The organism is Actinoplanes nipponensis, from assembly GCF_016862275.1.
Lineage (GTDB): Bacteria > Actinomycetota > Actinomycetes > Mycobacteriales > Micromonosporaceae > Actinoplanes > Actinoplanes nipponensis.
In genome coordinates, this window is sequence record NZ_BOMQ01000008.1 from 226,925 (window position 1) to 253,921 (window position 26,997).

Annotated in this window: 24 protein-coding genes and 1 pseudogene; 10 read left to right on the forward strand and 15 right to left on the reverse strand. The window is 71.4% G+C overall.

The window, feature by feature from the left end; genetic code table 11:
- Positions 1 to 245 precede the first annotated feature (245 nt).
- The gene (locus tag Ani05nite_RS02335) at positions 246 to 536 is read left to right on the forward strand and encodes a hypothetical protein (protein WP_203763891.1); all 291 of its coding nucleotides are present in this window, start codon (positions 246 to 248) and stop codon (positions 534 to 536) included.
- A 162-nt stretch (positions 537 to 698) separates the two neighbouring features.
- Here Ani05nite_RS02335 and Ani05nite_RS02340 read toward each other — a convergent pair whose 3' ends face one another.
- The 5 genes from Ani05nite_RS02340 to galE all read right to left on the reverse strand — a co-directional run bounded on the left by Ani05nite_RS02340 (position 699) and on the right by galE (position 5,765).
- Positions 699 to 1,532 (reverse strand): S1 family peptidase, encoded by an 834-nt coding sequence (locus Ani05nite_RS02340; protein ID WP_203763894.1) that lies wholly within the window; start codon positions 1,530 to 1,532, stop codon positions 699 to 701.
- A gap of 267 nt (positions 1,533 to 1,799) precedes the next feature.
- Positions 1,800 to 2,294, reverse strand: coding sequence for an RICIN domain-containing protein (locus tag Ani05nite_RS02345; protein WP_239129239.1), 495 nt, complete (start codon positions 2,292 to 2,294; stop codon positions 1,800 to 1,802).
- Positions 2,295 to 2,525: 231 nt separating this feature from the next.
- Positions 2,526 to 3,983, reverse strand: coding sequence for a DUF7405 family protein (locus Ani05nite_RS02350; RefSeq protein ID WP_203763899.1), 1,458 nt, complete (start codon positions 3,981 to 3,983; stop codon positions 2,526 to 2,528).
- Between the two features lie 7 nt (positions 3,984 to 3,990).
- Positions 3,991 to 4,506 carry a hypothetical protein gene (locus Ani05nite_RS02355; protein ID WP_203763902.1) on the reverse strand — a complete coding sequence of 172 codons (516 nt, stop codon included), beginning with the start codon at positions 4,504 to 4,506 and terminating at the stop codon, positions 3,991 to 3,993.
- 212 nt (positions 4,507 to 4,718) lie between these two features.
- Positions 4,719 to 5,765 carry a UDP-glucose 4-epimerase GalE gene (gene galE / locus Ani05nite_RS02360; protein WP_203763905.1) on the reverse strand — a complete coding sequence of 349 codons (1,047 nt, stop codon included), beginning with the start codon at positions 5,763 to 5,765 and terminating at the stop codon, positions 4,719 to 4,721.
- Between the two features lie 407 nt (positions 5,766 to 6,172).
- Between galE and Ani05nite_RS02365 the strand changes: the two genes are divergently transcribed.
- A complete protein-coding gene (locus Ani05nite_RS02365; RefSeq protein WP_203763909.1) occupies positions 6,173 to 7,588 on the forward strand; it encodes a sugar transferase in 1,416 nt (471 codons plus the stop codon).
- A 4-nt stretch (positions 7,589 to 7,592) separates the two neighbouring features.
- On the opposite strand, the gene Ani05nite_RS02370 is transcribed toward Ani05nite_RS02365, so the two are convergent.
- Genes Ani05nite_RS02370 through Ani05nite_RS02380 form a run of 3 tightly spaced genes read right to left on the reverse strand, consistent with a single transcriptional unit; the run spans position 7,593 to position 11,193 of the window.
- Positions 7,593 to 8,717 (reverse strand): hypothetical protein, encoded by a 1,125-nt coding sequence (locus Ani05nite_RS02370; protein ID WP_203763912.1) that lies wholly within the window; start codon positions 8,715 to 8,717, stop codon positions 7,593 to 7,595.
- Positions 8,714 to 9,931 carry an NAD(P)-binding domain-containing protein gene (locus tag Ani05nite_RS02375; protein ID WP_203763915.1) on the reverse strand — a complete coding sequence of 406 codons (1,218 nt, stop codon included), beginning with the start codon at positions 9,929 to 9,931 and terminating at the stop codon, positions 8,714 to 8,716. Before Ani05nite_RS02375 ends, Ani05nite_RS02370 begins: the two co-directional genes overlap by 4 nt.
- The gene (locus tag Ani05nite_RS02380) at positions 9,928 to 11,193 is read right to left on the reverse strand and encodes a carboxylate--amine ligase (RefSeq protein ID WP_203763918.1); all 1,266 of its coding nucleotides are present in this window, start codon (positions 11,191 to 11,193) and stop codon (positions 9,928 to 9,930) included. The genes Ani05nite_RS02375 and Ani05nite_RS02380 overlap by 4 nt, the downstream gene beginning before the upstream one ends.
- Before the next feature lie 292 nt (positions 11,194 to 11,485).
- Between Ani05nite_RS02380 and Ani05nite_RS02385 the strand changes: the two genes are divergently transcribed.
- The 7 genes and pseudogenes from Ani05nite_RS02385 to Ani05nite_RS02415 all read left to right on the forward strand — a co-directional run bounded on the left by Ani05nite_RS02385 (position 11,486) and on the right by Ani05nite_RS02415 (position 20,078).
- Entirely contained in the window at positions 11,486 to 13,810 is a 2,325-nt protein-coding gene (locus tag Ani05nite_RS02385; RefSeq protein WP_203763921.1) for a glycosyltransferase, read from the forward strand.
- 2 nt (positions 13,811 to 13,812) lie between these two features.
- Positions 13,813 to 14,745 carry a Wzz/FepE/Etk N-terminal domain-containing protein gene (locus Ani05nite_RS02390; protein ID WP_203763924.1) on the forward strand — a complete coding sequence of 311 codons (933 nt, stop codon included), beginning with the start codon at positions 13,813 to 13,815 and terminating at the stop codon, positions 14,743 to 14,745.
- The gene (locus Ani05nite_RS02395) at positions 14,736 to 16,130 is read left to right on the forward strand and encodes an O-antigen ligase family protein (protein WP_203763927.1); all 1,395 of its coding nucleotides are present in this window, start codon (positions 14,736 to 14,738) and stop codon (positions 16,128 to 16,130) included. The genes Ani05nite_RS02390 and Ani05nite_RS02395 overlap by 10 nt, the downstream gene beginning before the upstream one ends.
- Complete coding sequence (locus Ani05nite_RS02400; protein ID WP_203763930.1) at positions 16,114 to 17,412, forward strand: oligosaccharide flippase family protein; 1,299 nt, start codon at positions 16,114 to 16,116, stop codon at positions 17,410 to 17,412. The genes Ani05nite_RS02395 and Ani05nite_RS02400 overlap by 17 nt, the downstream gene beginning before the upstream one ends.
- Complete coding sequence (locus tag Ani05nite_RS02405; protein ID WP_203763933.1) at positions 17,409 to 18,452, forward strand: polysaccharide deacetylase family protein; 1,044 nt, start codon at positions 17,409 to 17,411, stop codon at positions 18,450 to 18,452. The genes Ani05nite_RS02400 and Ani05nite_RS02405 overlap by 4 nt, the downstream gene beginning before the upstream one ends.
- A gap of 548 nt (positions 18,453 to 19,000) precedes the next feature.
- Positions 19,001 to 19,129 (forward strand): annotated as a pseudogene (locus Ani05nite_RS02410) (IS30 family transposase); the annotation flags it as partial.
- A gap of 655 nt (positions 19,130 to 19,784) precedes the next feature.
- Positions 19,785 to 20,078, forward strand: coding sequence for an antibiotic biosynthesis monooxygenase (locus Ani05nite_RS02415; protein WP_203763936.1), 294 nt, complete (start codon positions 19,785 to 19,787; stop codon positions 20,076 to 20,078).
- A 73-nt stretch (positions 20,079 to 20,151) separates the two neighbouring features.
- Here the strand turns inward: Ani05nite_RS02415 and Ani05nite_RS02420 are convergent, their stop codons facing one another.
- Entirely contained in the window at positions 20,152 to 21,189 is a 1,038-nt protein-coding gene (locus tag Ani05nite_RS02420) for a MerR family transcriptional regulator (protein ID WP_239129127.1), read from the reverse strand.
- 86 nt (positions 21,190 to 21,275) lie between these two features.
- On the opposite strand from Ani05nite_RS02420, the gene Ani05nite_RS02425 reads away from it, so the two are divergent.
- Positions 21,276 to 21,875, forward strand: a complete 600-nt coding sequence (locus Ani05nite_RS02425) for an RICIN domain-containing protein (RefSeq protein WP_203763938.1) — start codon at positions 21,276 to 21,278, stop codon at positions 21,873 to 21,875.
- Positions 21,876 to 21,931: 56 nt separating this feature from the next.
- Here Ani05nite_RS02425 and Ani05nite_RS02430 read toward each other — a convergent pair whose 3' ends face one another.
- Genes Ani05nite_RS02430 through Ani05nite_RS02455 form a run of 6 tightly spaced genes read right to left on the reverse strand, consistent with a single transcriptional unit; the run spans position 21,932 to position 26,984 of the window.
- The gene (locus Ani05nite_RS02430; RefSeq protein WP_203763940.1) at positions 21,932 to 22,609 is read right to left on the reverse strand and encodes a LysE family translocator; all 678 of its coding nucleotides are present in this window, start codon (positions 22,607 to 22,609) and stop codon (positions 21,932 to 21,934) included.
- Positions 22,602 to 22,931: an avidin-fold protein gene (locus Ani05nite_RS02435; protein WP_239129244.1), complete on the reverse strand. Its 330-nt coding sequence runs from the start codon at positions 22,929 to 22,931 to the stop codon at positions 22,602 to 22,604. The genes Ani05nite_RS02430 and Ani05nite_RS02435 overlap by 8 nt, the downstream gene beginning before the upstream one ends.
- A gap of 5 nt (positions 22,932 to 22,936) precedes the next feature.
- A complete protein-coding gene (locus Ani05nite_RS02440; protein WP_203763944.1) occupies positions 22,937 to 24,196 on the reverse strand; it encodes a lysine N(6)-hydroxylase/L-ornithine N(5)-oxygenase family protein in 1,260 nt (419 codons plus the stop codon).
- A gap of 14 nt (positions 24,197 to 24,210) precedes the next feature.
- Positions 24,211 to 25,269, reverse strand: coding sequence for an NAD(P)/FAD-dependent oxidoreductase (locus Ani05nite_RS02445; RefSeq protein WP_203763946.1), 1,059 nt, complete (start codon positions 25,267 to 25,269; stop codon positions 24,211 to 24,213).
- On the reverse strand, positions 25,262 to 26,638 hold the full coding sequence (locus Ani05nite_RS02450) for a class I tRNA ligase family protein (protein WP_203763948.1): 1,377 nt from the start codon (positions 26,636 to 26,638) through the stop codon (positions 25,262 to 25,264). Before Ani05nite_RS02450 ends, Ani05nite_RS02445 begins: the two co-directional genes overlap by 8 nt.
- On the reverse strand, positions 26,631 to 26,984 hold the full coding sequence (locus tag Ani05nite_RS02455; protein WP_203763950.1) for a cupin domain-containing protein: 354 nt from the start codon (positions 26,982 to 26,984) through the stop codon (positions 26,631 to 26,633). The genes Ani05nite_RS02450 and Ani05nite_RS02455 overlap by 8 nt, the downstream gene beginning before the upstream one ends.
- Positions 26,985 to 26,997: the final 13 nt, after the last annotated feature.

Below are 26,997 nucleotides of genomic sequence, written 5' to 3' on the forward strand. Positions count from 1 at the left end.
AGGCGTGCCGCCCTATCGCCGCTCCGCTCAGATCCGGCTCCTCCCTTCGGCCGACCAGCACCATCGGAAGTCAGTCCTGTTTGATCGAGGCGATGGTTACCGTTGCCTCGTAACGATCTTTGAGCTCGACACCGACCGCCGAACGGCGCCCGTCGACGATCCGATCGATCCCTTGCCTCGATCACTCGGAACTGCGAAAGTGCATGGTTCCGAGCCCGTTGAATCGCGCCCGTTGGAGGGTCATCATGCCTGGAGATTTCATCGACGAGGTGCGTATCTTTCAGTGTGGAACCCGTCCGGACGGAACTGCGATCATGTGCTCGGAAGTTCACTTCGGCGTCAAGATCCCATTCACGCTTCCCGGGGACTCGCTGAATGAGTCGGGGTGGCAGGAGGCTGGCAAGAAGGATGTTCATCTCTCGCTCGCCTCGCTGGTGCAAGTGATGAGGAACCACGGCATCACGGTGAACCTCGACGAGAAGGAGCTTGAGCGCCTACGGGAGGCCCACTCGCAGGCAGATTCGGACGACGACTGAGGCCGGAGCGCTGCGGGTCGTCGCAACGCCGGCGCCGGTCGTGGTGTCCCCGGCCCTCGCCAGATGCCGAGGGCCGGGGACGCATTCCCGGGAGTCCTCCCGTTCACGTCACGCCCGGCCCGGATGGACCGCCGGCGAGGACCTGATCGGGCACCGGTCCTGTCAGGCGGCCGAAGGCCTGGTCAGCAGGCAGCCCGACTTGGTGAGGTCGATCGTGCGGGTCGCGGTCAGGCACGTGGTGAACCAGTACGTCTGCTGGCCGTAGCTCTGCCCCTGTGACACCGTCACGGTGCCATTGGCATCCACCTCGCACGGATTGTTGACGGTGCACCGTTCCCCGTCATCGTTACCGGTGTTGTTGATACCCACGACCTGGCCGCTCGTGGCGTCGACGATCGGTGAACCGGAGGTGCCGTGGATGGTGTCGCAGTTCGCGTCGTAGCGGATCGAGTCACGCCAGGTCCAGTTGCCCTCCTTCAGCTGCGGGACGAAACCGTCGATCTTGCAGTTCCAGATGCGCTTCCAGTAGCTGGACGGGATGGTGATGCTCTGGCCGTTCGGCGGACGGTTGCTCGCGATCGTCAGCGCCGTCGCGCCGTACCGGCTCTGCAGGGTGGCAAAGGTAGTTGTCAGGCGGTAGAGCGTGACGTCAGTGCCAGTCATTGTGGCGTAGAGGATCCGGTCGGCTCGTACCGTGCCGAGCGTTCGGCCGCCGCTGTCGAGCAGGCTTCCGGAACGGGACGAGGTGCGGTTCTGCAGTACCTGACCGGCGCCGAGGAAGCCGCCTTCATAGCAATGGCCATTGGTCAGCATCATCGCGCGGTCGCTGCTCGTCGAGGACGGGTACCGCACCAGAGAGGCCGAGCAGTTGCTCAGTGCGATGGTGGAGGACAGTGTGGTAGCCGCGACGGCCTGTGCCGGCGCGGGCCCGGCGACAACACCGATGGCTGCGGTGACTGTGGCGGTGGCGAGTGCGAGGACCCGTCGTACGCGCATGGATGTCCCATCTCTGCGGAGAGCAACCGACAGTGAGCCGCCGCCGCATCGCGGTGGAGTACGACGAGCGGCAACGCACCGACGCTGATCGATCGATCGAGGGAACGGTCGCATTGCGACTCCGCCGGAGTCAACCGATAGCGGATGGGTCATACCGCCGCCCGATGACGCTTCGATTGAGCACCCACGCCCGGCGTGATCGCACAGCGACCAGCCGGGCGGAGGCCCCAAGTGCACGGCTGCGGTTTCCGGAGCCGCAGCAACTTCTCAAGCGCCGATGTTCCAGGTCTGGAACGTCGTACCGGTGCACCCGGTCATCAGGATCGCCCGGCCGAATCCGGCCTCGGCGCAGAACTCCGTGTCGGTGTTGCCGGAGCGTGATTCCAGTGGCGCCGCGAAGAACGGCAACGTCACGTGGGTCTGCCACTCCTCGTTGCTGATTCGGACGCATTGGCCCATGAGGACCCGGGCGCCGATCGCCAGCCGGTCGAACTCGTCCAGGCACAAACCATCGGCCTGGTTGATGAACTTGTACCGCGTACCCGTCACGCGCTGGAACAGCCACCCCTGCATCGGCTGACCGTTGCAGGGCTCCTGCACCACCTGGGCGAATTCGTCGAGCGTCTCCGGCTGGAGACACAACCCGGTCTGGTTGTTCCGGATCGGGACGAACACGCCGGTCCGCGCGCTCACCGGGGCGGCCTGCGCCGCACCCGCACCCGTCACGCTCGACGCCAGCACGGCGACGGCGCACACCACCATGGTCACTATCTTGTGCCGCATTCTCATCCTTCCACCGATCTGCTTTCCCTGCGGACGGGAACCAGTGTTCGAGCTCCGCTGACGGAAGGCTGAAGCGTCACGGAAAGGCCCATGTCATCGGTCTGCCCGGGCGGGCTCGGCGCCGAAGGGATCATCGCGATGAGCCGCCACGAGTCCCGGCCGAAGCTACGGTCAGTGTTCGCGGTGATCAGCCGGAAACCCCCGCGGTGCTCAGGTGAGCAGCTCGGCGAGGGGGAACGAGCGGTTGCGTCGCGGCGGGATCACGTAGTTCTGCCGGTGCGAGGCGCGCATCATCGCGTTGATGCCGCTGTCGCGCGCCGCGATGCTGTACGGGGCCTGCCGCAGGTCCGTCCCGTCGGGGAGCACGCCGTCCATGGCCAGCCGGGCCCGGTGGAACAGGTGATGCCCCGGCACGAAGGCGACGAAGTGCAACCCGGGCTTGTCGGCCGGACCGACGCCACCGGGCGCCCACGAGAACGGGTCGTCGAGCGTGTTGAAGTCCTCGCGCAGCGGCACCGCGGCTCCCTTGGTGCGGACGCGCCCGTAGTTGTCGGTGACGTCGGCGCCCAGCCGGGTGGCCAGCTGCAACAGCGAGTTGTGTCCGCTCTGGTGGAGGTTCGCGGCGTCCTGCTTGACCTCCGTCAGGCTTGCCACCTGGGCGGGGCCGTTGGGCACGGTCACCGTCCCGGCGGCCTGGTCCGGGGTACGGGGGGAGAACATCCGTTTCGTCCGGGTGCTGAAGTCCAAGCTGCGGTACCACGTGTCGATGTCCAGGTACAGGTGCGACAGGTGCATGGCGCAGCCGGCCGCGAAGTATCCGCTGGGCCACTGGTCGGTGACCCCCGGCAGGGTCTCGAAGCTGGGGATGTTGTCCGGAGCCAGCGCCTGTGTCTGCGTACTGGTGAAGCCCATCATGAGCTGTGCGCGGTCCGGGATGCTGCCCGCGCCCGGGACGCCGGCGGCGAGGGCGAGGGTCCGGCCGATGCTCGGCTTGTCGAAGCCGCGGCCCAGGAAGCCGATGCGCTTGCTCGTCAGGTCGAACAGGTCGCCGATGTAGGCCTTGCTGTTCTGGTCCTCGAACAGTGCCCGCTCGGCCCCGCTGACGATGGCCGAGGAGTCGCTGCGGAACTTGAACATCACGTGGTTGTCTTCCAGGACCGTGCTCGCGTCGTCGCTCGGGAACCGGATCGCGTCGAGGACGGCGTACTGCCGGGGGTCGGCGCCGGGGATGGCCGGCAGGTACGCGGGCCACAGCGACGGCACGAACGTCCGGAAGAACGGCAGTCCCCACCCGACGACCATGGTGAGCCCGGCGGCGTTGGACGAGTACGGGGCCTCCACGGCGGCCAGCGCGGTCTCGACCCGCGTCTTCGCCTTCTTGAGCGCAGTCACCGTCCACGTGGTCCGGGTGGTGAGCCTGGCGGTGATGACGTCGTTGTACAGCGGCGGGATCGCGACGGTGACGCCGTTGTCCAGGATGATCTCGACGTTGTCGACCAGGTACTGCTCCTGGCGTCGTCTCGGTGGGGCGGCCGCCGCCCGCGCCGGCCCGCCGCCGAGCTCTTCGAGCACCTCGTACACGCCGCGGGCGCTGATCGCGGCCAGCGACAGGGTGGCCGTACGCCGCAGCAGTTCCCGGCGGGTGGTTTCGTGATCCGGCGTCGTCATCGGCGCCTCACCCCCGGCCCTGGCAGCTCATCGACCACTGCTCGGCGGTCACGTCGGCCCCGCCCGTGCCGTCGACCGTCTCGCTGACGGTCGCGGACAGCACGTAGTTGGGTGTCCTGCCCTGGCTGATCAGCAGGAACGAGTAGACGTCGCGGTGCACCGCGGGGAGCACCGCGCCGGTGGACCACGACCCGTTGTTGGCCTCGTTGCTGAGGTACTTGGCGCCCGTGGTGATGCTGACGCCGCTCAGGTGGGCGTCCAGGTGGTCCTTGACCTGGTATCCGGCGCGGCCGTTGGCCGTCGTGGTGATGACGATGTGGATGTCGCCGTCGAGGTTCAGGACGTCGCCGGGAGAGCACGGGTTCGTCCGCACGTCGGCGGGGATGTGGATGGTGGCGTTCACGACGGTGGCCGCCTCCGCGGGCAGCACGGCGACCGCCGCCGTCCAAGCGACGAGCGGGCCGGCGACCAGGAGGGGAAGGGCGCGCCTGACGAGTCTTCTGCGGTGCCACGGCATGGTCATGGAAAGTCCCCGGACGCTGTGGGCAGGTATCGACGAGCATCTGCTTCGTCGCGCTTGGTGAGCCTGCCAGGACGGTTCCGTGATCGGTATCGCGGAGCCCGGAAATGGGCCGATCGTCCGGGTGGGCCTCGGCCGGCCCGGCGGATGGGCCTGGCGTCCGGCGACGCCGGCCCGCCGGAGCGGGGTTGTTCCGCCTGGTGGAGGGTCCGCTCTCAGCTGGGTGCGGCCCCGCTTCCCGCCATGGGCCACGCGACCGGACCGGCGATCGCCTCCCGGGTGTCGGACAACCCCGCCCAGATCAGCGAGTCCCGGATGCCGTCCTCGACGGTGAGCTGGGCTTCCCAGCCGAGGAGCGCCCGGGACCGCTCGCTGCGGGTGAAACTGCCGGCGGTGTCGCCGGCGCGCCGACCGGCCTCGCGGACGGTCAGCGGCCGGCCCAGCACCCGCTGGAACGCGGCGAGCAACTCGCGCACCGTGGTGCCCCGGCCGGTGCCGACGTTGACGGTCTCGTAGCGGTGACCGGTTTCCGGGAACAGCGCGTCGAAGCGGCGCAGGGCCTGGACGTGGGCGCGGGCGAGATCCCAGACGTGGATGTAGTCGCGGATGCCCGAGCCGTCGCGGGTCGGCCAGTCCGTGCCGGTCACCTCGAACGGGGTGCCCTCCCTCGCCGCCTCGATCATTTTGCCGAGGACGTGACTCGGGTGGGGGGCGTACGGGCCGGTGCGCATGGCCGGGTCCGCGCCGATCGGGTTGAAGTATCGCAACGTGATCACTTGCAGGCCGTAGGCCGGGGCGCAGTCGGCCAGGATCTGCTCGACCATCGCCTTGGTCCGGGCGTACGGGCTGTCCGGGTTGAGCGGGGACCGTTCGTCGACGCACTGCTCGGCTCCGGACCCGTACACCGACGCGGACGAGCTGAAGACCCACCGGCAGCAGCCGTTGCGCCGGAGGTGCTCGACGAGATCGAGGGTCTTGGCGACGTTCACGCGGTAGTAGCGCGACGGCTGGTCCACCGATTCGGATACGACGATGACAGCCGCGCAGTGCACCACGACCTTGATGTCCGGATGATCGCGGAAGATGCGGTCGATCAGCGCGCCGTCGGCGATGTCGCCGCGATAGAACAGGCGGTCCCGGGTGAAATCGAGCCGCCCGGTGCTGAGGTCGTCCAGCAGCACCGGCTGCACGCCGTCGTCCAGGCAGGCGGAGGCGACGGTGCTACCGATGTAACCCGCTCCGCCCGTGACAAGAACCTTCATCATTGGCTCCAGGTTCCAAACGACGATCACTATTTGTCAGGAATGGCAGCTGCAATGGCGACATTCACAGGCGGCGGGGCCCGGTTCAAGTAGCGTATGTCATGCCGTTTACGAAAACCTCTCATACTCGCGCTCGGACGTGCGCCGCAGCGCCTCGACGGATCGGCTGGGATTGATGTCCGACAGTCCGATCACCCCTCGGTCGTCCTGTCAGGACGGTCGCTGGAATGGCGCAATCGCACGATGAGTTGCGCGGCGCGAAGCCGGAAATGGTAAGTGAGAAGTCATCATGTTTCGCATGACATTTGCAACTGTCGTCGGTGGCCGATCCGGTGAAATGGTCGATCACAGGAACCGCGGCGCCGGTTTCTGCTGGTGACGATCGCTGCGATGGGCGGGAGGACCTGGTGAGGGCGCGATTCCCCTATTTCCCGGCGGGGCGAGCTGCCCTGGCCGCGTCGACCACCGCGACGGTGTCGGTCGCTCTGTCGCTGACGGCGGGTGCGCCGCGGCCGGCGGAGACCTGGGTGATCGGCGGCGTCGTCCTGGGGAGCTGTCTCGCCGTACGGCGGCCGGCCGCGCGGGCCGGCTTCCTGCCGATGTCCGCGGCGCTGCGCCCCGCGATCGGGCCGCTCATCGCCCTGCCGGTGCTCGCGGCGATCGCCGCGGCGACCGACTCCACCGCGCTGTCGTGGCGGCACCTGCTGATCGCCGTAGCCGTCAGCGTCGCTGCGCTGCTGCTGACCCGCGCCCGGCTGAGCGGCCGCCGGCCCGCGTCCACCCGGATCGTCGTGGTCGGGGACGAGCGGACGGCTGCCACGCTCCGGGAACAGCTGTCCCGGCTGCCGTCCCGCCGGTACACGGTGCTCGGCTACATCGACGACGGTTCGCCCCGGCCGGGTCCGCACGCCGGCCCGGCCCGGCTCGGCGACCACGCCCGCCTGACCGACGTCGTGGCCGCGCACGCCGTCGACCTGCTGGTGGTGTCCTCCGAGACCGCGTACCGGCTGACCTGCGACGAGCTCGCCCGGGACTACCTGACCATGGACGTCCCGGTCCGGCGGCTCGCCGCGTTCGTCGAGGAGGCGTTCGGGCTGGTCGCGGTCAATCTCATCGACTCGTCCTGGCTGCAGTACGTCGTACCGTCCACCCAGCGCTACGCCGCTTCGGTCGCCCGGCGCGCCTTCGACATCGCCGTCGCGCTGCTCGCCGCGATCCCGGCCGTACCGGTCCTGCTGGTCTGTGCCGTCCTCATCAAGCTGGACCACGGCCCGGTCCTGTACCGCCAGCAGCGCGTCGGTTACCGGGGGACCTCCTTCCAGATCCTGAAGATGCGATCGATGCGGGTGGCCGACGGGGCCGCCGAACAGTGGTCGGCCCGGGACGACCCGCGGGTCACCGCGATCGGGCGGCTGATGCGGCGTACGCACATCGACGAGCTGCCGCAGATCATCAACGTGCTGCGCGGCGACATGAGCATCGTCGGTCCCCGCCCGGAACAGCCACTCCTGGTCCGGCGCCTGGACGCGCGGATCCCGTTCTACGGGCTGCGGCACGTGGTGAAGCCCGGCATCACCGGATGGGCCCAGGTCCGCTGCGGTTACGCGGGCTCCGAGGCCGGCTCCGTGCTGAAGGCGTCCTGCGACCTCTACTACGTCCGGCACCACTCGTTCGGCCTGGACTGCCTGATCCTGTTCGAGACGCTGCGGACCCTCGTGTTCGACCAGCAGTGGCAGGGGGCCGGGCGCCAGCCCGCCTTCGACCGGCCGGTCGACCCGATCCCGCGCGAGGTGCCCGGGATACCGGCGCAGCGCAGCGCGTGAGCCGTCAGCCGCAGGAGGAGGAACAGTCCCCGGCCGCCACGCACGGGTCGACGACCCGCAGGCGGCCGGCCCAGTCCACGTCGCTCGCCATGTCGAAGACCCAGGTGTCGCCCTCGCGGGTCACATCCTCGGTCTGCCGGCCCGCGAAGTCGACCATCGGATCGGTCACGCCGAAACTGGTGAAGGTGCTGCCCGACTCGATCTGGAAGGCGATGCCCACGTTGTCGCCGGTGTCCTCGACGTAGGCGCCGTACGTGCTCATCGCCCGCAGGATCGTCTTCTTCCAGTCCGGCGCCTCCAGCGCCTCGATCTCAGCGCTGGTCATGTCCAGCCACAGGTGCTGCCCGTTCGCCGGGGCGTTCTCCGGGTCGGCGCAGACCTGCGGGGTCTTGTCCGCCGGGTAGACGTACGCGTCCGAGGTGCAGTCGACGATGACCGACAGGGCGTGATCGATGGTGCCGGCCTCCAGCTCGGCGGCCCGGATCACCCCGGCGGCCAGGCCGAAGTCGCTCGCGGTGGCGCCGGCGTGCAGGCCGTCGCCGGTGATCGGCGTACGCCCACCCCAGCTGACGGTGAGCACACCACCGCCGGCCGGCTTGCTCCGGACCTGCCAGAAGTCGTACTCCCATCCGGAGTACTGGCTGACCACGGCGAGGTGGCCGTCGGAGCCGCCGGTCGGGCGGGCCGCCGCGGGAATGCGGACCGGCATGTCCTCGACCGGGCAACGGCCCCACGACTCGGTGCAATGGACGACGTAGACCGGGTCGGTCCGCTGCGACCAGTAGAGCGGGTGATACCAGTCGGAGGTCGTGTCGGCGACCCCGGCGACGAACCCGGCGACCGGACCCGTGTCCAGCACCCGGCCGACGATCGCCGCCGAGCCGGCCGCGATGCGGGGCTCGTCCGGCACCGGGCGGTTGAACGGGCTGGAGTCGGCGTACGGCCGCCAGCAGGCGTCGGGCCAGTGGCCCGCCCGGAAAGTTCCCAGCCCGCAGGTCACGGTCGCGGTGGGCGCCCGGCGTGCGGCCACCGCGCCGGCGGGCGCCGCCGAGCTCGACGGCGAGGAGGACACGGCGGTCATCACCGCAGTGGCCGCGACGAGACCTCTGGCGATCACCCGCTTCGTCATGACGCCTCCCGGGCCGCCACCGACCGGCTGATCCGCCCGGCCGCAAAGGGGGTGCCGCACACGAACCGCTGCAGCGGCCCGAAGGTGCCGGCACTGCTCAGGCCCGCGAAGTACAGACCCGGCACGGACGACTCGAAATGCGGTCCGAGCCGTGGCCATCCGGCGAAGCGGCGTATGCCGGCCCGTAGGCCCGCGTCCAGGAAGTCGATGCGCTCGACGTCCACCCGGTAGCCGGTCGCGGCGATGACGTGGTCGGCGGTGACTACCGTCCTGGTGGCATCCGGGCCGGTGACGGTCAGCTCCACCGTGTCGTCGTTCAGGGCGGCGGAGGCGACGGCGCCGTACCGCACCGGCACCCGGTCGGCGAAACGGTCCCGCAGCCACCAGCCGCCGCTCGGCCCGAGGATCCGCTTCACGACGGTCAGCCGCGTCGACGTCGGCAGATACCGGAACGGCGCGGGCAGCCGGTGCGCGGCCACGAGTTTCCAGCCCGCCCCCAGCGGCGAGGGCGGGCTGCGGAACGAGAACCTCTCCGGACCGTCGGTGCGCGCGGGCGGGTCGGCGAAGACGACCGTACGCCGGGCGACGACCTCGACCTCGGCATCGGCCTCGTGCAGCAGGGCGGCAGTCTCCAGCGCCGACTGTCCGGCGCCGATCACGACCACCCGCGAGCCGCGCAGCCGGGACAGGTCGGCGTGCTGCGAGCTGTGCGACACCGGCCCCTTGATCGACGGACCGTCCGGAGCCAGCGCGGCGATCGCCGGCGGGGTGTGCGCGTACGCGGTCAGCCCGCTCGCCACGACGACGGACGAGGACCGCAGGGTCTCGCCGGTGTCGAGGGTGATCTCGAAGCCGACCCCGGCCCGGGCCAGCCGCATGACGTGGGCCCGTTCCACCTCGGGGACCAGCCGTTCCTGGAACCACTGACCGTAGCGGATGAACAGGTCGACCGGGACCGGCTCGTGCGTGCCGAGCACCGCGATGCCGTGCCCGCGGCAGTAGTCGGCCAGCGTGTGCCCCTCGACCGGCGCCGACAGGCTGGACGCCGACGGGGCGGACTTGAGGAACATCCCGGTCGGCATGTTGTCGCGCCACGTGGCCATCGGGTCGCCGAACACCCGGGTCGGCACGCCTCGCGCCCGCAGGTGGGCGGCGATCGACAGGCCGTACGGCCCTGCTCCGATCACCACGGCGGGGCGGTCGTCTCGGCTCATTGGTCCTCCAGTTGCCTCGCGTCCCAGGGGGTACTCGTCGCCGTGCGCTCCGCCCGGCTGCGGTGGATGAGCGCGTGCACGAGGCCGCGTGCGGCCCGCCACGCCACGGTCGCGATCATCACGACCAGGGGCACCGGGTCACCGGCGCTGCCCTCGCGCCACGCCCCGGCCGTACGGCTTCCGGCCGGCGCCGCCGCCGGGGCCGGCAGGCCCGCCCTGCGGTGCCCGAGCCGGGCGGCCGGGTACACGTTCTCGACGACCAGCCGCCGGCGGTGGTCCTGATCCCCGGCCGGAGCCGGCCGCCCGGTCAGATCCAGATGCAGGGCCCGGACGACGTCCACGCCGGCCGTCGTCACGCCGAAGCGGAACTGCGCGCCCACCCGCGGGTTGAAGTCGACCAGCTTGTAGCGGCGGTCGCGGCGGTCGTACCGCCAGTCGAGGTCGTTCACGCCGCTGTAGTGCAGCGCCTTGAAGAACCCGGCGGACAGCTCGCGCAGCTCGGCGTTGTCGGCCGACCGCGCGTCGGCGGTGATCCCGCGGGCCGGGGGCCAGGCGTACGCCTTACGACCCACGAACGTGACCGCCGGCTGTGCGCCGGTGTCGCAGTAGGCGTGCACGAACCAGTCGTTGTCACCCTCGAACGGGATGTGCTCCTGCAGCAACAGCGCCGAGAAGTCCGGCAGGCCGGCGAACCGCGCGCGCAGCTCCCGCCGGTCCCGCACGACCGTGGTGCCCCGCACTGCCGTCTTCCCGGTGGCGGCCAGCGCGTTCTTGGCGACCAGCGGATAGCCCAGCTCGTCGCCGCACGCCTCGAGGTCGGCGGCGGAGGCGGGGCAGAGGGTGAGGGGTGTGGGCACCTCGTGCGCGAGGCACAGCTCGTACAGGTCGCGCTTGCTGGCCAGCCGCCGCGGCAGGTCCGGCGCGACCGGCGGCAGCAACAGGTGCGGGGCCAACCGGTCGGCGTTCTCGGCCAGCAGGATGGCGGCGTCGTCGTCGGTGGCCACGGCGACGGCGCGGCGGCCCAGCGTGCCGGCGATCGCGCACACCTGCTCCACGAGGTCGTCCGGTTCGTCGCCGCGCCAGGAGAAGGCGCCGGCCAGCTGGCGCGACCGGGCGAGCGGGGTGAACCGGCCCTCGACGAGCGCGTACACCGGGACGCCGAGCGATCCGAGCGTACGGGCGACGCCCAGGCTGCCGGCGTGGATCGGATAACGGCCGATCCGGACCAGCAGGGCGGGGACCGACGCGTCGATATCGATCATCGGACGGCCGCGGGTCTGGGCATGATGTCGATCCCTTCTCCGCGCCGGACCCGACCCTCGGCCGGGCAGATGACGGGGGTGCTGCCTTGTGGAGCATGCGCGCGGCGGGAAGGCCGAAAATAGTGTCGATTGTCATGCGATTCGCGAAAGAGATTCGTACCTCCCAGGGACCACGGTGAATGTGAGAACCGTTCTGGTCTGACATGACATATGCAACTGTTCGAGCCGGTCGCCGCCATGCGAATGTGCTGGAAGGCCGGCCCGTACCTGTCAGCGGAGCAGGAGGCACGCGATGCGACCCGGAATGCGATTGGGCGTCTTCGTCGATGCCCCTTTCCACCGGGATCCCGCGGTCGCCGCCGGCGCCCTCCACGTGCATCCCGACGCGTACAGCTTTCTGCTGTTCGTCTGCGCCGTGGCCGAGCGGTTCGGCGCGCTCACCGTCTTCGGCCGGCAGGCCGCGGACGCCGGCGGGCTGGTCGCGGTGCCGGCGAGCGAGCAGGTGCGGCTGTGCGGGCTGCCCGCGTACGACAGCCTCCGCGACGTCGGCCGCGTCCTGCGGGTGACCGCCCCGACCGCCCGGACCATGTGGCGCGGCCTGCGCGACGTCGATGTCCTGTGGGCCATGGGCCCGCACCCGTTCGGCGTGGTCGGCGGCCTGCTCGCCACCGCCCGCGGGCGCACCGTCGTGCTCGGCGTACGCCAGGAGACCGGCGAGTACTTCAAGGCCCGCCTGACTCCGGGGCAGGTGCCCCTGCGGGCCCTGCTCTCCGGGCTGGAGGGCGGCTACCGGCTGCTGGGCCGGCGGTGGCGGGTCACCGCCGTGGGTTCCGTCGTCGCCCGCCGCTACGGCGCACCGCGCCCCGGCGTCCTCGACATGGTGGTCCCCCTGGTGCGGGGCAGCCAGCGGCGCACGACCGGCGCCGGGCCGCTGGACTCCGTACGCCTCATCACGGTCGGCCGCCTCGCCGTCGACAAGAACCCGGGTCTGCTGGTCGAGGCGATGGCCGCCCTGGAGCGCCGTCATCCCGGGCGGTTCCGCCTGGACTGGATCGGCACCGGCCCCCTCGAGGCGCAGACCCGGCAGCGCGTCGACGCCGCCGGGCTGGCGCACGCCGTCAGCTTCGCGGGTTTCCTGCCGTTCGGCCCCGCGCTGCTCGAGCGGTACGCCGCAGCCGACATCTTCGTCCACGTCGCCCTCACCGAAGGGGTGCCCCAGGTGCTGCTCGAGGCGGCCGCGCTGGGCGTGCCGATCGTCGCGACCCGGGTCGGTGGGGTCGGCGACGCCATGGACCAGGGCCGGTGCGCGGTGCTCGTGCCGCCCAGCGACTGCGGCGCGCTGGTCGAGGCGATCGAGCGGGTCAGTGATCTCCCGGCGCTGCGGCAGACGATCGCGTCCAACGCCACCGAACGTTTCGCCGACCGCACGCTGGAACACGAGAGCACCCGCGTCGCCGAGTTCCTGGCGACAGGTGCACGCGCCCCGCGCCCTTCACCGCGCCGATCGATCGAGGAGGCGAACCCCGTGCCCGCGGACGACGCCAGGACCACCGTCACCGTGCTGATTCCGGTGCTGAACGAACGCAGATGCATCCGCCAGGCGGTCCGGAGCCTGCAGGATCAGGACTACCGCGGCCCCGTCGAATTCGTCTTCATCGACGGCGGGTCGACCGACGGCACCCGTGACATCCTGGCCGGGCTGGCCGCCGAGGACCCGCGCATCCGCGTCCTCGACAATCCCCGGCGGATCGCACCGGCCGCGCTGAACATCGGCCTGGCCGCGACGGCCGGCGAATACATCGTCCGGGTGGACGCGCACAGCGTCTACCCGCGCGACTACCTGAGCCTCGGCATCGCGCGGATCTCCCGGGGCGACGTGGCCTCGGTCAGCGGGCCGCAGCTGGCCCGCGGCTCGGGGCCGTGGTCGCGCCGGATCGCCGCCGCCCTGACCACGAAACTCGGCGTGGGGGAGGCCCGGTTCCGCACACCCGTCGACGGCGAGGTCGAGGTCGACTCGGGCTTCGTCGGGGTCTGGCGCCGCTCCACGCTCGTCGAGGCGGGCGGCTGGAACGAAGAGGTGGCCCCGGGCGAGGACGGCGAGCTGGCCGCCACGATCCGCGAACGGGGCGGCCGGATCGTCTGCCTGCCCGGCATGGCCGCCGAGTACGCGCCCCGGAACAACCTGCGCGAGCTGGCCAGGCAGTACTGGGCGTACGGCCGCTCCCGCGTCCAGACCGCCCGCCTGCACCCGGACAGCCTGCGCCGCTCCCACGTCCTCGCGCCGGCCCTGGCCGGCACGGTCCTCGCCGCCGCGGCCGGCCCCCGCCGCGTGCGCACCGCGGCGCGCACGACCATCGGCGTCTACGCGCTGACCACCGCCGCGGTGAGCCTGAGCAAGGCCGGGGAGTTGGCGCCCCGCGACGTGGCGGCCCTGCCGGCCGTGTTCGGCACGATGCACCTGAGCTGGGGTTTCGGCTTCCTCTGGGGGTGCCTCAAGTTCGGGCCGCCGGTGCGTGCCCTGACCACGGTGGCCACCCACCCGTTGCGGCCGCTGCCCCACCAGCGCCGGCCGTCCCCTGCCGGTACACCCGTTCCCGCACAGACCAGGCGCCGGTGACCATGCCGGCCCCATCGCCCGACAGCGCCGACCGGGACGTCCAGTCCCTCCCGGCCGGCGACACCATGCCGGGCCCGTACCCGACCAACGGCCACGCCGTCGGCGGTTCGGCGATCTACAGCGGATGGTCCCGGGTCGTCCCCACGCAACGCTCCGCCGACGGGCCGATCATCCTCGACCGGCTGCCGGCCGGGGAGATCCGATCCGCCGCCCGGCGCTCGGTGCTCACCATCGTGGCCCGGCGCTGGAAACTGATCGTCCTGGTCGTGCTGGCCTGCGTGGCCGGCAGCGTCGCGTACGTGCTGATCGCCCCGGCCAAGTACCAGTCATCGGTGCAGATCCTGGTCACGCCGGCGGAGCCGGACGCCTCCCTGGACGGGCTGCGGCTGATCGGCGGGTCGGAGCCGACGCGCGCGGTGCAGACGGCGGTCGCTCTGCTGAACACCCAGGACGTGGCCGTCCGCACGGCGGAGGGGCTGGGGGACCCGTACACACCGGAGGCGGTGGAGAAGGCGGTCACGGTGACGCCGCGCGGGCAGAGCTACATCGTCAACGTCACGGCGGTGGCGGGCACGCCCGACGCCGCGGAACTGCTCGCCAGGACCTTCGCCCGCAGCGCGCTCGACCTGCGTAACGCCGACGTCAAGGCGCAGGCGGGGCTGATCGCCCAGTCGCTCAAGAGATCGATGATCGCGGCCGGCGGGGCGAGCGACGCGCAGAAGGCCGCACTGGCCCGGCTCGACCTGCTGGCGGCCACCGGCGATCCGACCGTCTCGCTCGCCCCGACCGCGTCGATGGCCACCAGCCGGGCCGGCATCGCACCACCGCTGACCGTGTTCCTGGCGTTCCTGTTCGGCGTCGTGCTCGGCGTCGTCCTCGCCATGGCCTGGGACGCGATCCGCAGCCGGGCGGGCAGCGACGCGCAATGGGAGTGATGCGGCGCGGCGGCGCGTACGCCGGAATCGTCGTCCTGGGCGTCCTCGCCGGCGCGGCCTTCGCCTGTCAGCCGCTGTGGACCGTCGGCGCCCTGGCCGCCGCGAGCTTCGTGGCGATCACGCTGCACCGGTTCGCGTGGGGCGTCGCGCTGTGGGTGCCGTCGTTCTTCGTCGCCGGCGACCCCCGCGGCAAGGCGCTGCTGATGGCCGGGTTCGTCGTCTGCAGCCTGGTCTGGGTGGCCGACGTCCTGGCCCGGCGCCGGGCCGTGCTGGCCGGGCTGGGCCGGTTCCGTCCGTGGCTTCTCGCCGTCCCGGCGTTCGCGGTCTGGCTCGTCGTCACGCTCGCCTGGGCGCAGGACCCACCGGCGGCGATCGACGAGGAATGGCGCTGGATGCTCGCGATCGAAGTGTTCATGATCGTGCTGACCGGAGTCACCCGGGCCGCGGACATGCTCCTCGTCCTCGTCGCGTGGGTCGCCGGCGCGGCCGTCGCCGCGGCTTCGGCGCTGCTCTCCTTCCAGAGCGGCGGCCAGCTCGGCGCCTCGAACACGCTCGACGACCGACTGGCCGGGGCGGCCGGGGATCCCAACTACCTGGCGTCCCGGCTGATCGCGGGGATGATCCTGGTGTTCGGGCTGCTGCGGGTGGTGCGCTCGCGGACCGGTCGCGTACTGCTGGTGCTCACGCTGCCGTTGCTGGGCGCGGCCACCGCCGGTACGGGCTCGCGCGGCGGGTTGCTCGCCGTGGTTCTGGCCGGCGTCGTGGCGCTGGTGGTGTTCCGGCACAAGGCGCGGGTGGTCCTGATCCCGGCGCTCGCGGTCCTCGCCTCCGGCGCGTTGTGGTTCGCGCTGTTCCCGCAGTTCTGGCTGCGGGTGACGGAGTTCGACGACGGCGGCTCCGGGCGCAGCGACCTGTGGCGGGCGGCGACGCGGCTGGCGAGCGGCCATCCCGCCGCCGGGATCGGGCTGGGCAACTTCCCGAGCCGGGAGGCGGCGCTCGCGCTGGACATCGGACCGGTCCTGGACGCGCGGGCCCTGGCCGAGGACCGGCGGGTCGTGCACAACACGTACCTGCAGCTGTGGACCGAGACCGGCGCGATCGGACTGGCCCTGTTCCTGATCATCGTGGGCGGGTGCGTGTGGTGCTGCCTGCGGGCGGCCCGGACGTACGACCGCCTCGGCCAGGCCCGGCTGGCCGACCTGAGCCGTGTCGTGGTCGTGGCGGTCGCCGCGTTCGCCGGTTCGGCGATGTTCATCTCGATGGGCCGCGCGTACGAGTTCTGGGTCCTGTTCGCCCTCGGCCCGGTCCTGCTGGCCGTCGCGCACGCCCGGACCGCGACGGCGGCGCCCCGACCGAACGAGGTGGCGCGTGAGCCGGCCCGTTGAGGCGGTCCGGCCGGGCGCGCGACCGGCGCTCGGCTGGGCGGCCGTCACCACGTACGGCGCCCAGGTGGCCGTCGCCGTCCTCGGCCTCGCCAACGTCCTGGTCATCGCCCGCTCGCTCGGGCCGGACGGGCGCGGCGACGTCGCGTTCCTCACCGCGGTCGCGTGGCTCATCGCGTTCTGCTTCACCCTGAGCGCCCACGAAGCCATGGCCAACCGCGCCTCCACCCGGCCGGAGGAGAGGCCCCAGCTGGCGGGCGGCGCCGTCGTCCTGGCGCTGGTCCTCGGCCTCCCCGGCGCCGCGACCGCGTACCTCGCCGTGCACTATGTGCCGTTCCTGCGTCTGGACGTGGACGGGCCGGCGTTCGCAGCCGCGCTGGCGTCGATCCCGGTGCTGATCCTGCAGATGTACCTCTCGTACCTGGTCCGGGCAGCACACGCGGTGGGGGTGGCGAATGTCGCCCTCGTGGCCACCGCACTGGGCGTCGCCGCCAACGCCACCCTCGCCGCGCTGGGGTTGCTGACCTCCCGCAACGCGGTGTTCGTCTGGGCCGTCGCGCAACTGCTGTCGGCGCTGGTGCTGGGGGCCTATCTGGTCCGGCGCCTCGGCTCGATCCGGCTGCCCGACCGCGTGCTGGTCCAGCGCCTCCTGCGGTTCGCGATCCGGGCCCACGGCGCGGGGCTGACCAACAGCGTCACGTACCGGATCGACAGCTGGATTCTCGGCGCGGTCGCCGGCCCGCACCAGCTCGGCATCTACAGCGTGGCCGTGGCCTGGTTCGAAGGGCTTTTCCTGCTGCCGCAGGCGCTCGTCATGGCGTTGCGACCGACCATCGCCCGGTCGAGCGACGAGGAAGCGGGCCGGCTGGCCGGGCGCGGCTGCGCGTTGTCGCTGGCCGTCACCGCCGCCCTGGGCGTCCTGCTCTATCTGGCCGCGCCGCTGCTCTGCGTCGGCGTGTTCGGGGCCGAGTTCCGGGAATCCGTACCTCTGCTGCGGCTGCTGATCCCCGGGGCGCTCGGCATCGCGACGCTGAAGATCCTGGGCAACGCGCTGACCGCGCGGGGCCGCCCATGGCTGGAGTCGGCGGCGAGCGGCTGCGCCTTCGGCGTGGCGGTGATCCTCTACCTGGCGGCGATCCCGCACTTCGGCGCGGTCGGCGCGGCGGTCGCCTCGACGGTGGCGTACCTGATCGGCGGCGGCACCGCGGCCGTTCTCTTCAACCGGACCCTCGGCCGGGGCCGCCGCGCACCGGCGGCGACAGCGCCGGGACAGGTGCTGCGATGATGACGTACGCGCAGCGCTGGGCCGCCGCGGCCGCCGGCTGCCTGCCGCGCCTGCTGGAACGCTCCCGGACCCGCCCCGGGGTGACCATCCTGATGTACCACGCGCTGAGCTCCGGTCCCGTCGGACTCGGCGACTGGTGCCTGTTGTCCGCGGCGCATTTCCGCTGGCAGATGCGGTACCTCCGGACCTACTTCGAGGTGCTCGCGCTGTCCGAGGCGGTGACCCGCCTGCAGGAGGGCGCGGTGACCACCCCGGTCGCGGTGGTCACGTTCGACGACGGCTTCCAGGGCGTACGCGACGCCGGGCTGCCGGTGCTGCGCGAGTTCGGCGTACCCGCCACCGTCTTCCTGAACACCGGGTTCGTCGACACCGGCCGCACCGTCTGGTTCTGCCGGATCGTCCGGGCGCTCGCGCTGACCGACCGCGAGACCCTCCGGTGGCGGGGCCACCGGTACGCCCTGGGCAGCCCGTCCGCCCGCCGCGCCGCCTCGGCCGATCTCCAGCACCGGCTCAAGCAGCTGCACCCGGACGTCGTCGAGCAGGAGGTCGGGGCGATCGAGACCCAGCTGGCGCCACACGCGCCGGGCCGGGGCGACCCGTGGCGGGTGCTCTCGTCCGCCGCGATCCGCGAGCTGGCCGGCTCCGGGCTCGTCGAGTTCGGCGCGCACACCGACACCCACACGATCCTCACCCGGGTCGACGCCGACCGGGCCGCCCGCGAGATCGACCGCAGCATCCGCGCCACCCGCGACCTGACCGGACGGCCCTGCGAACTGTTCGCCTACCCCAACGGCACCGCGCAGGACTACGACGCCGGCACCACCGCACTGCTGCGCGACCTCGGGATCCGCGCCGCGGTGACCACCCGGCCCGGCCTCAACACCGCCTCGACACCGCTGCTCGAACTCCGCCGCGACGGCGTCGGCGGCGGCCACGGCCTCCTGACGTTCCCGGCGCAGATCCATCACTCCCGCGAGCATCTACGCGCGGCGATCGCCGCGCGAGAGCACAGGACCGCTGCCCGCGTCACCGTGGACTGAGGGCTGGTCGGTCGGCGGCCCCGCGTACGGCGTGGCCTCCGCCCTGATGACCACCGTCTCCGCGACGGCCGCCGCCACCCGGCTCCCATACACCGCCACGTCCCTGCACGCCGGGCTCGCCGCTGCCATCCGGCAGGCCGCCGCGGCCGTGATCGTGGCCGTCGCAGTCACTACTGATTCTGACGGCTTCGGTTCTAACGGTCGTCGCAACACCTGGCCCGTTCAGGAGTTGCCGTGCCCAAGCCCGGCCGTCCGCGTAAGCCACCAGGCGCCGGTCCCGAGCAAGCGAGACGTGATCACGACCCTCGCCTCAGGGCCGGCAGCACAATCCGGGCCATCGCCGCGCTGCTGAGCCGGGCGGCGTCCACAATCAGCCGGGAGATCCTCCAAAGCGCCCCGGCGACCGGCGACTACCACCCCTTTGCAGCTCATCGGAGTGCGGCGGCCGGTCGCCCACGGCCCAAGCCGGCGGTCGAGCCCGGAGCAGATCTGTCGCGCTCTGCCGTTGCGGCATCGCGACCGGCCCGAAGCCTGTGGCAGTGCGGCTCAACGAGAACACCAACTGCCTGCTCCGCCAGTACATCCCCAAGAGCAGCGACCTCAGCCGGCACACCGCCGAGGACCTGACCGGAGTAGCCGCCGAACTCATCGGCCGGCCACGCAAGATCCTCGGCTGGGATGTGCGTGCGCTCGGATGTCTTCGACTATGTTACGAAGTCGTCTGCGCGGGGATCGGCATCCCAACCACGCCGAGCCAGTTCCCGAAGAACTCCTCGTGCACGAGCAGTCCAGAAAAGCAGAACCTGATCACGTTCCGCGGTCTCGAAGGACACCGCGAGTGCAAAGGCCCAATGCCTGGCCAAGATCGGCCCGTGTGGCAATGCGGTTACCTCAGCGTGTTGCAGCACGTCGGAGCCGGCCCGCGACGAAAGAGTCAACTTGCTGTCCTCGACCCAGAGGCATACCGACGGCCAACGCATCCGCCTGACGACGCGCAGTGAGTCGCCCCGGGTGAAGTCACGACGATCGACATAGGTAAGCCCACCGCGAGCCAGCAAGGTCTTGGAAGCCATCACGGGATGATAGGCCGGTGGCCCGAGAGCTTGGCGCCCGTCGGCAAGCCTCAGTTTCCGCAGGAACATTCAGAGTCAGCTGTACGGATCTGCCGCCGAGCGTGCGCGCTGACTACCGAGCGGTCAGGCGGTGATGCTCGACCGTGCCGACAACGGCCACGTGAGTGTTCAGGACCCACAGGGACCCACCGTGGCCTGTTCGCCCGCTAGCGTCGAGCTGAGAGACCGTGGCGAAACGGAGGGTCGCATCATGGTGGGAGTGTTGGCGAAGTTCGAATTCGTTGCCGGCCACGAGGAGGAGGTCAGCCGCTTCTTCGCGGAGGGCCGCGTCATCGTGGAAAGCCAACCCGCGTCAACCGGGTGGTACGCGGCTCGGCTTGGGCCCTCGACGTATGCGGCCTTCGCCGTCTTCGCAAATGAGGATGACCGTGATGCTCTGCTGGCCGCCGGTGGCCCGGTGTTATCGAAGACCTACGGCCATCTCTTCGCCGTCCCGCCTACCTTCGACAAGGTGGACATCGTCGAACATCGCGCTCCGGCCTCATCCGGGTGATTACCGAAGTCCGTCACGCATCCGGATCTGCCGCGATCCGCGCGTCCAGCGGGCCATGATGGGTCTCGATCGGTCATGGCTCGGGGTGGTGGCGGAGCGCCTCGGTGAACCACCTGAAGACCGGCGCGAGCGGCGTCATGGGGGCCGAGCCGTTGATGATGGCGATCAGCTGCCAGTACCGCTCCACCCGCGGATCGTTGGCGATGGTCAGCCGGGTCACCAGCTTGGCGCGGTACTCGGCGCTGTCGGTGGCCCCGAAGGTGTCCGCGTACCGGGCGACCAGCTCGGAGGTCACCGGCCCGGCCTGCGTTGACGCAGGCCGGATCCCACCGGCGATCGCCGCCGCGACCCGGTCACGGACGTGGTTGGTCAGCTCGTGATGCAGCCCCGTCCGGTCGCCGTCGGCCCGCTCGGCCGCCTGGTATTCGGCCATCCGCCGGACACCGGCTCTGAAGTCGGTGTCCTGCACCAGCTCCGCCAACTCGATCCAGCTCTCGACCTGGTCGGCGGTCGGCTCGTCCGGCAGGTGCGGCACCGCCGAACGCAGCAGCTCCACCAGCTCCGGGTTGGCGTCGACGCCGCCGAACGTGCTGTCGACGAAGTCGTGGATGAGCCGGTGACGTTCGGCCTCGGACAGTTGCACGATGCGGTGCATGAGCTCCATCTCCTCAGGGCTGGAGTCCCGTTTCGCCACCGCCCGGAGGACCGCCCGCCGCAGGCGAAGCACTCGGATCTGCACGTCGAGCGCCTCGGCGTGGGCGGTCGCGGCCTGCGACACGCTGATCTCATCGGTGAGCACCCGGTGAATGCTGGCCAGATCGACACCCAGCTCGCGCAGCGTGCGGATCAGGTCAAGACGAGCGACCGCGGTCAGGTCGTAACGGCGATGGTTGGCGGAACTACGGAATGTGGGCGGCAGAACGCCGGCGTCGGAGTAGAACCTGATGGTGCGTACCGACAGGCCGGTCCGCCGAGCCAGATCCCCGATCGAGTACGACGTCCCGTGATCCACGCCGACCACCCTCCAACCTCCACCCGGTGGAGATACAACCCCGCCGATGGTGATGCGCCGGTCACCGGCGATGTCGACCCTGCGCCTCAGGGATTCCACAGCCGAACCGTCGGAGTGCCCCTGCGATGGTCTCGAGGCGAACGGGCCAGGCCAGAGCGGCAGATACTCGCGGATCCCGCGCCCGCATGTCCACCCCGTTCGTTCCCGTGCACACCATCAGTGCGCTGTTCGCGCACACACCGAAGGGACAGCAATTGAAGAAGTTCTTCACCGCGGCGTTCGCCATCGTGGCCGTCACCGCGGGCCTGATGTTCGCCGCCTCGCCGGCCCAGGCCGTCACCGCCTACGCCCACCTCACGAACGTCCACTCGGGCAAGTGCGTGGACAACCCGAACTACGCCACCGGCAACAACGTGGTCATGGACCAATGGACGTGCGTGTCGCAGACCAACGAGAACTGGCGCTTCGAGCGGGGTAGCAGCAACAACCTGCTGATCCGTAACCAGGCCAGCGGCAAGTGCCTGACCGTGCTCGGTGGATCCACCGCCAGCGGCGCGCGCGTCGTCCAGTACACCTGCACGACGGTGAACAAGAACGGCCAGTGGTCGACGACCGACACCTTGGCCGGCGGCTACAGCATCATGAACGCGAACAGTGGCCTGTGCATCGCCATCGAGAGCGCGTCGAGCGCCAACGGCGCCCGTCTGATCCAGCGGGCTTGCAACCATGCCGCGAGCGCGAGCGACCAGCGCTTCAATTACCCGTACAACCCGTACTCCGCCTGACAGCGATGGACGGTGAGCCGGCGCCTCCGGGCGCCGGCTCCCGAGCACCTGCCGGCCTACCGGCTCAGGACGAGCCGGACCGCGAGCACGATCATGATCAACCCGGTCACCCGCTCGATGACCACCAGCACCGAAGGCCGTGTCAGCCAGGTGTGCAGGCGATCGATCAGCAGGATGTAGCTGGCCCACCAGAGCACCGCCAGGCCGATGAACGTCGCCGCCAGCACCGCTGTCCGCGCCGCCGCGCCCTCGCCCGAGGTGACGAACTGCGGGACGAACGAGACATAGAAGATGACGACCTTGACGTTCAGCAGCTGGCTGGCGATGCCCATGGTGAACGAGCGCCGGGCCGTGTGCTCCTCCTCGACCGGGGGGTTCTGGGTGGGCGTGCCGTCGCCGGAACCTCCGCCCACGGTGACCGGTTGTGCGGCCGGCACCGTCCTGCGTGGCCGGGCGGCCCAGAGGATGGTGCCGCCGAGGTAGAGCAGGTACAGCGCCCCGGCGATCCGCAGGACGGTGTAGACCCGCGGTGAGGAGATCAGCAAGGCGGACAGCCCGGCCGTGGCCAGCGAGGCGTGCAGCAGAGCGGCGACCGTGAGACCGCCCAGGACCGCGAAGCCGGCCCGTCGCCCGTGCCGCACGGTCTGCCTCGTCACCAGGGCGAAATCCACTCCCGGCACGAGGATGATCACGATGCTGGCGGTGAGGAAACCGAGCACCTCGATGTCAGACATCCCGTACGGCCTCCTCGATGACGGAGATCCCGCTGTCCCGGTGGGGGCCGTGCCGGACCCATTCCTCCCGGAGCCGGATCCGTCCGTCCGGCAGCCGCTCGGGACGGGACACGCACTCGCCGACCACCACGGAGCCGTCGGCGAGCACCTCATGGTAGGCGAAGCGGATCACTCCGTCGGGGTCGCAGATGCCCGCGAGCGCGCCGCGCCGGACGGCGCCGCCGGTGATCTCGCCCCAGACCAGGTTGCCGTGCTGACGGTAGTGCCCGGTGAGGGCGTCGCCGGGGGAGACGAAGGTCTTGCCGTCGTAGTTGAAGGGCATCGCGATCACGCCCACTGGGTGCTCAGGAAGTCGTCGCGCACGGCGCAGACGGCCCGGCCGGCGATCGCGTTCAACACCATGGCGCTGCGTACCGGCAGGATGCTCAGGTTCGAGTCGACCAGGCCCTGCACGTATCGGCCCCGGTTCAGCACGAAGATCTTGTGGTCGTCGGCGTGCTTCCACCGGATCGAGTAGTCCGGCTCGATGACCAGGTCGCCGCGCTCGTCGAAGTCGACCAGCGCGGACAGTTCGTCGTCGAAGGGCAGCGGCGCCTGCCGCCGTCCGGCCGCGACCACCACGTACGCGGCCCGGTGGTGCTCCGTGCCGCTACCGGCCGTGAGGCACTCCAGCTCGACCTCGGCGCCCAGCTGACGGGCGCCGGTCACGGTGCGACTCGGCATGATGGTCACCGGGAAGCGGCCGGTGCGCAGCCGTTCCTCGTAGTTGTGCTGGTAGACGCCCCGCAACGTGCCGGGCGAGATGCCGTCGCTGGTGAGGATCTGACCGGAGACCAGGCGTTCGCGGACCTCCCGGGACAGGTTGAGGAAGGCCTGCTGGTAGGCGGGCCGGTAGAGGTCGTTGGCCGACGGAGAGTCCTCCAGCGGCGCGAACCACGACCGCCGGCCGATCCAGCGGATGTCGCGGAAGCCGCGGCCGAGCAGGGCCGCGACGCACTCGGCGCTGGTCTGCCCGCTGCCGATGACGATCCACGGCAGGTCGGGCTCGTCGGGCACGGCGGCGAGGCGCTGGTGCAGGTGGTCGGCGACGACGACGGCCCGGGGGTCGAGGGCGCCGAGGAAGTCCGGCCGGTACGGCACCGTGCCGGTGCCGATGACCAGGTGCTGGGAGCGGGCGACGACCTCGCCACCGCTGCGGCTGACCAGGACGCCGTCGAAGTCGACCCGGTCCACCGGCGTGCCGTAGGTGATGTTCGGCAGCTGTCCCGCCGCCCACGACAGGTACTGGTGGTATTCGATGCGGGGGATGGTGTCGAAGCCGGCGCCCAGCAGGGCGTAGACCCGCCCCGTGGTGACCAGGTAGTTGAGGAAGGACAGGGGATGGGTCGGGTCGTAGAGGGACACCAGGTCCTTGACCCAGCCGGTTTGCATCCGTACGCCGCTGTGCAGCATCCCGTCGTGCCAGCCGGGTCGGTCGTTCGCCTCGAACAGGGCGATCTCGTGTGGTGCGAGCACGTCGTACATCGCCGCGAGGCTCAGGTTCGCCGGGCCCGCGCCGATGCCCACCGTGTGATAGGTCGTCGTCATCAGTCTGCCTCCGTCTAGGGCGTGGTCGGGACGTCAGGGGCCCGGGAGCCGGTCGGCCGTCGTGGCGCGGGCCGGTCCAGCAAGGTGCTCGCCGCGAGCCGGCTCGCGGCCAGGGCGGTTTTGGCGGCGCCCCCGCTGCCGCCGGTGAACGTGTGCACGGAGCCGGCGACGGCCCGCAGGGCCAGGCCGGCGGGCTCGCTGTAGCAGTCGGCGGCGCTGACCGGGGGTCCGATCGGCCGCGGGTCCAGGCCCGGCAGTCGCAGCGTGGCCACCGTCGCGACCCGCTCGGCCAGTGCGGCGTCGGCTTCCGGGGCCGCCGGGTCCGGGTCCCACCGGCCGCTGGGCAGGCCGAGCAGCATCCGCCCCGGGCCGGCCGGCCGGCCGTAGAGCCCGCTGGTCTCGTCCACCATGGACGGCAGGTCGTCCCGGGTCACGGCGTGGTAGGCGTACTGGATGTGCTTGGTCCGCAGGTCGGTGGCGAACCCGGCGGCCCGCAGCAGCGCGGGTGTCCACGCGCCGGCGGCCACCACCACCCGGTCGCCGGTGAGCCGCCTGCCGTCACGCAGGACGACCGCGCCGTCGTCGAGCCGCGCCATCGGCGCCGCCTCCGTGCGAGCCAGTCCCCGCAGGACGGCGAGGCGCAGAAGGTCCGGGGAGATGTAGCCGGCCCGCGGCTCCCAGATGCCGACCGCCGACGCCGGGCCGTCGAAGCCGAACCGCCGTCGCAGCTCCGGACCGGTGAGCACGTCCGCGCCGCCGATCTCGAGACCGCCGCCCGGGCCGGCGGCGAGGACATAGAGCGATCCGGTACGGTGCCAGCCCGCGCTCGCCGCCAGGGCCGGATCGCTCAGCAGCTCGGTGAGGCTCGCGGTGGCCAGCGCGCGGGCGGCCGGCTCCGGCTCGAAGGCCCGTACCAGTCCGCCTGAGGCGGCCGTCGCGTCGGCGGGCCCGACCGGGGCGCCCCGGCACCCGGCGCCGATCAGGACCGCTTCGGCGCCGGCGTCCTGCAGGCGCCGGGCCAGGAGCACGCCGGCCAGGCCGGCGCCGACGACGAGCACGCGTGGCTCAGTCATCAGCACCCGCCGGGATCGTGCCGCCGATGAGGCCGAGCAGCCGGGCCGACCGTTCGGGCCGGCTGCTCGCCGCGGCGAGCGCGGCGCGGACCGCCGTGGCCGGGTCGAAGGCCTCCAGCCGCAACGCCCGCTCTCCCCGGGTCACCTCGATATCGGCCAGCTCCCCGTCGAGCACCGGGCCGGCGCCGCCGAGCGCCGCGGCGTGAAGCGCCCGGAAAGCCTCGTACGCCTCGGGCCGGAAGTCGGATTCGTAGCTGTCCGGCCGGTCCCAGCTGACGAAGGCCCGAACCACGGCCGGATCCTCGGCGGCCAGGAACTCGTGCGCCCAGATGGCGTGGCCACGGCTGGTGGAGAACTTCGCCCCGGTGAGCCGGTAGAACTCGTTGACCACGAGCCCGGTCGGCCGGTCCCGCAGCCCGGCCGCCAGGTGCAGGGCCGGGATCATCACGGCGTAGTAGAACGCGTTGTCGAGCCCGAGGAAGATCCATTGCTCGTCGATGTCCTGCCCGGCGTCCAGGTACCCGGCCAGCGTGTTCGCGTGCGGTCGCAGGTGCCGGCCCGGCAGGATCAGGTTGGCCAGGGCCATCTCGGCCCACACGTCCACCCGCAGACCGTCGCCCCATGCGATGCCCCAGTCGGTCGGGTAGGCCAGCGGCACCTCCGGCAGCCCGCTGTCGAGATAGGACGCGACGAGTCGGCGCAGCCGAGGCGGCAGCACCGCCTGCGCCCAGAACTCGCACAGCTGCTCCCGGTGCTCCTCCAGCCGGAGCACCGGCACGGTGTGGGTGACCGGTTCCGGGCCGGCCGAGCAGCAGGTCGAGCGGGCATCGGCCAGGTCGGTGGCGGTGCGGAAGCCGCCACATCCCTCACAGGTGCCCCCGGCGGCTTCGGCGCCGCAGCTCGGGCACGTGCCGGCGACCCACGCGTGGTGCAGAACCCGTCCGCAGCCGGAGCAGGCCGAGAGCGACACCGGGGCGACCTCGACGACCTTCGCCTCGACGAGTTCGGTGAGCAGCCCGGCGACGGCGTCGCGGTAGGCCGGGTCGGCGAGCGGGTCGGCCATGACGTCGTACCGGATGCGGGCCGCCCGCAACGCCTCGCGCACCAGCCCGCCGTAGTGCGCGGCGGTGTCCGCCGCCGTCTCGCCCCGCGCCTGCGCCTTGGTCACCACGTAGTTCTGGTGCGCGTCCAGGCCGCACTGGGTCAGGGTGCGACGGCCGCGGTCGCGCAGGGCCCGGGCCGCGATGTCACCGGCCACGTAGGGGCCCGCCAGATGTCCGAGGTGGAGGGCGCCGTTCGGGGTCGGCGGCGGCGTCACCAGGAGAACCACCCCGGAACCCGTGGCGCCGGCGTCGATGCGCTCAGGCATGGTCGCTCGCATCGGGACGAGGGAGCCAGTAGAGGCTCAGGATGGTCAGCGGCAGCTCGGGGGAGGGGTTGTGGATCACGTGGGACTGCTCCGGGTCCAGCAGGACGACCCCGCCGGTCGGCACCTCGACCTTGCCCTCGCGCGTCTCGTAGACCGCGGTGCCCCGGGTCACCATGGCGAGCTCGATCTCCGGGTGCACGTCCTCCGCGCTGCTGCCGCCGGGCGGGATGACACACCACATCGCGTCGAACGGCAGCGGCCCGAGCTCCCCGTACTGCTTCCACCGGCCGATCTGGATGCCGTACTCGTCGGTGAGCTCCGCGGTGTCGCTGACGAATTTGCGCATGAGTCCTCCTGGG

Excerpts from the sequence above, each read along its gene's own strand:
- Ani05nite_RS02335 (WP_203763891.1), top strand. The coding sequence starts at position 246 with ATGCCTGGAGATTTCATCGACGAGGTGCGTATCTTTCAGTGTGGAACC.
- Ani05nite_RS02340 (WP_203763894.1), bottom strand. The coding sequence starts at position 1,532 with ATGCGCGTACGACGGGTCCTCGCACTCGCCACCGCCACAGTCACCGCA.
- Ani05nite_RS02345 (WP_239129239.1), bottom strand. The coding sequence starts at position 2,294 with ATGGTGGTGTGCGCCGTCGCCGTGCTGGCGTCGAGCGTGACGGGTGCG.
- Ani05nite_RS02350 (WP_203763899.1), bottom strand. The coding sequence starts at position 3,983 with ATGACGACGCCGGATCACGAAACCACCCGCCGGGAACTGCTGCGGCGT.
- Ani05nite_RS02355 (WP_203763902.1), bottom strand. The coding sequence starts at position 4,506 with ATGACCATGCCGTGGCACCGCAGAAGACTCGTCAGGCGCGCCCTTCCC.
- galE (WP_203763905.1), bottom strand. The coding sequence starts at position 5,765 with ATGAAGGTTCTTGTCACGGGCGGAGCGGGTTACATCGGTAGCACCGTC.
- Ani05nite_RS02370 (WP_203763912.1), bottom strand. The coding sequence starts at position 8,717 with ATGACGAAGCGGGTGATCGCCAGAGGTCTCGTCGCGGCCACTGCGGTG.
- Ani05nite_RS02375 (WP_203763915.1), bottom strand. The coding sequence starts at position 9,931 with ATGAGCCGAGACGACCGCCCCGCCGTGGTGATCGGAGCAGGGCCGTAC.
- Ani05nite_RS02380 (WP_203763918.1), bottom strand. The coding sequence starts at position 11,193 with ATGATCGATATCGACGCGTCGGTCCCCGCCCTGCTGGTCCGGATCGGC.
- Ani05nite_RS02385 (WP_203763921.1), top strand. The coding sequence starts at position 11,486 with ATGCGACCCGGAATGCGATTGGGCGTCTTCGTCGATGCCCCTTTCCAC.
- Ani05nite_RS02390 (WP_203763924.1), top strand. The coding sequence starts at position 13,813 with ATGCCGGCCCCATCGCCCGACAGCGCCGACCGGGACGTCCAGTCCCTC.
- Ani05nite_RS02395 (WP_203763927.1), top strand. The coding sequence starts at position 14,736 with ATGGGAGTGATGCGGCGCGGCGGCGCGTACGCCGGAATCGTCGTCCTG.
- Ani05nite_RS02405 (WP_203763933.1), top strand. The coding sequence starts at position 17,409 with ATGATGACGTACGCGCAGCGCTGGGCCGCCGCGGCCGCCGGCTGCCTG.
- Ani05nite_RS02425 (WP_203763938.1), top strand. The coding sequence starts at position 21,276 with ATGTCCACCCCGTTCGTTCCCGTGCACACCATCAGTGCGCTGTTCGCG.
- Ani05nite_RS02430 (WP_203763940.1), bottom strand. The coding sequence starts at position 22,609 with ATGTCTGACATCGAGGTGCTCGGTTTCCTCACCGCCAGCATCGTGATC.
- Ani05nite_RS02435 (WP_239129244.1), bottom strand. The coding sequence starts at position 22,931 with ATGCCCTTCAACTACGACGGCAAGACCTTCGTCTCCCCCGGCGACGCC.
- Ani05nite_RS02440 (WP_203763944.1), bottom strand. The coding sequence starts at position 24,196 with ATGACGACGACCTATCACACGGTGGGCATCGGCGCGGGCCCGGCGAAC.
- Ani05nite_RS02445 (WP_203763946.1), bottom strand. The coding sequence starts at position 25,269 with ATGACTGAGCCACGCGTGCTCGTCGTCGGCGCCGGCCTGGCCGGCGTG.
- Ani05nite_RS02450 (WP_203763948.1), bottom strand. The coding sequence starts at position 26,638 with ATGCCTGAGCGCATCGACGCCGGCGCCACGGGTTCCGGGGTGGTTCTC.
- Ani05nite_RS02455 (WP_203763950.1), bottom strand. The coding sequence starts at position 26,984 with ATGCGCAAATTCGTCAGCGACACCGCGGAGCTCACCGACGAGTACGGC.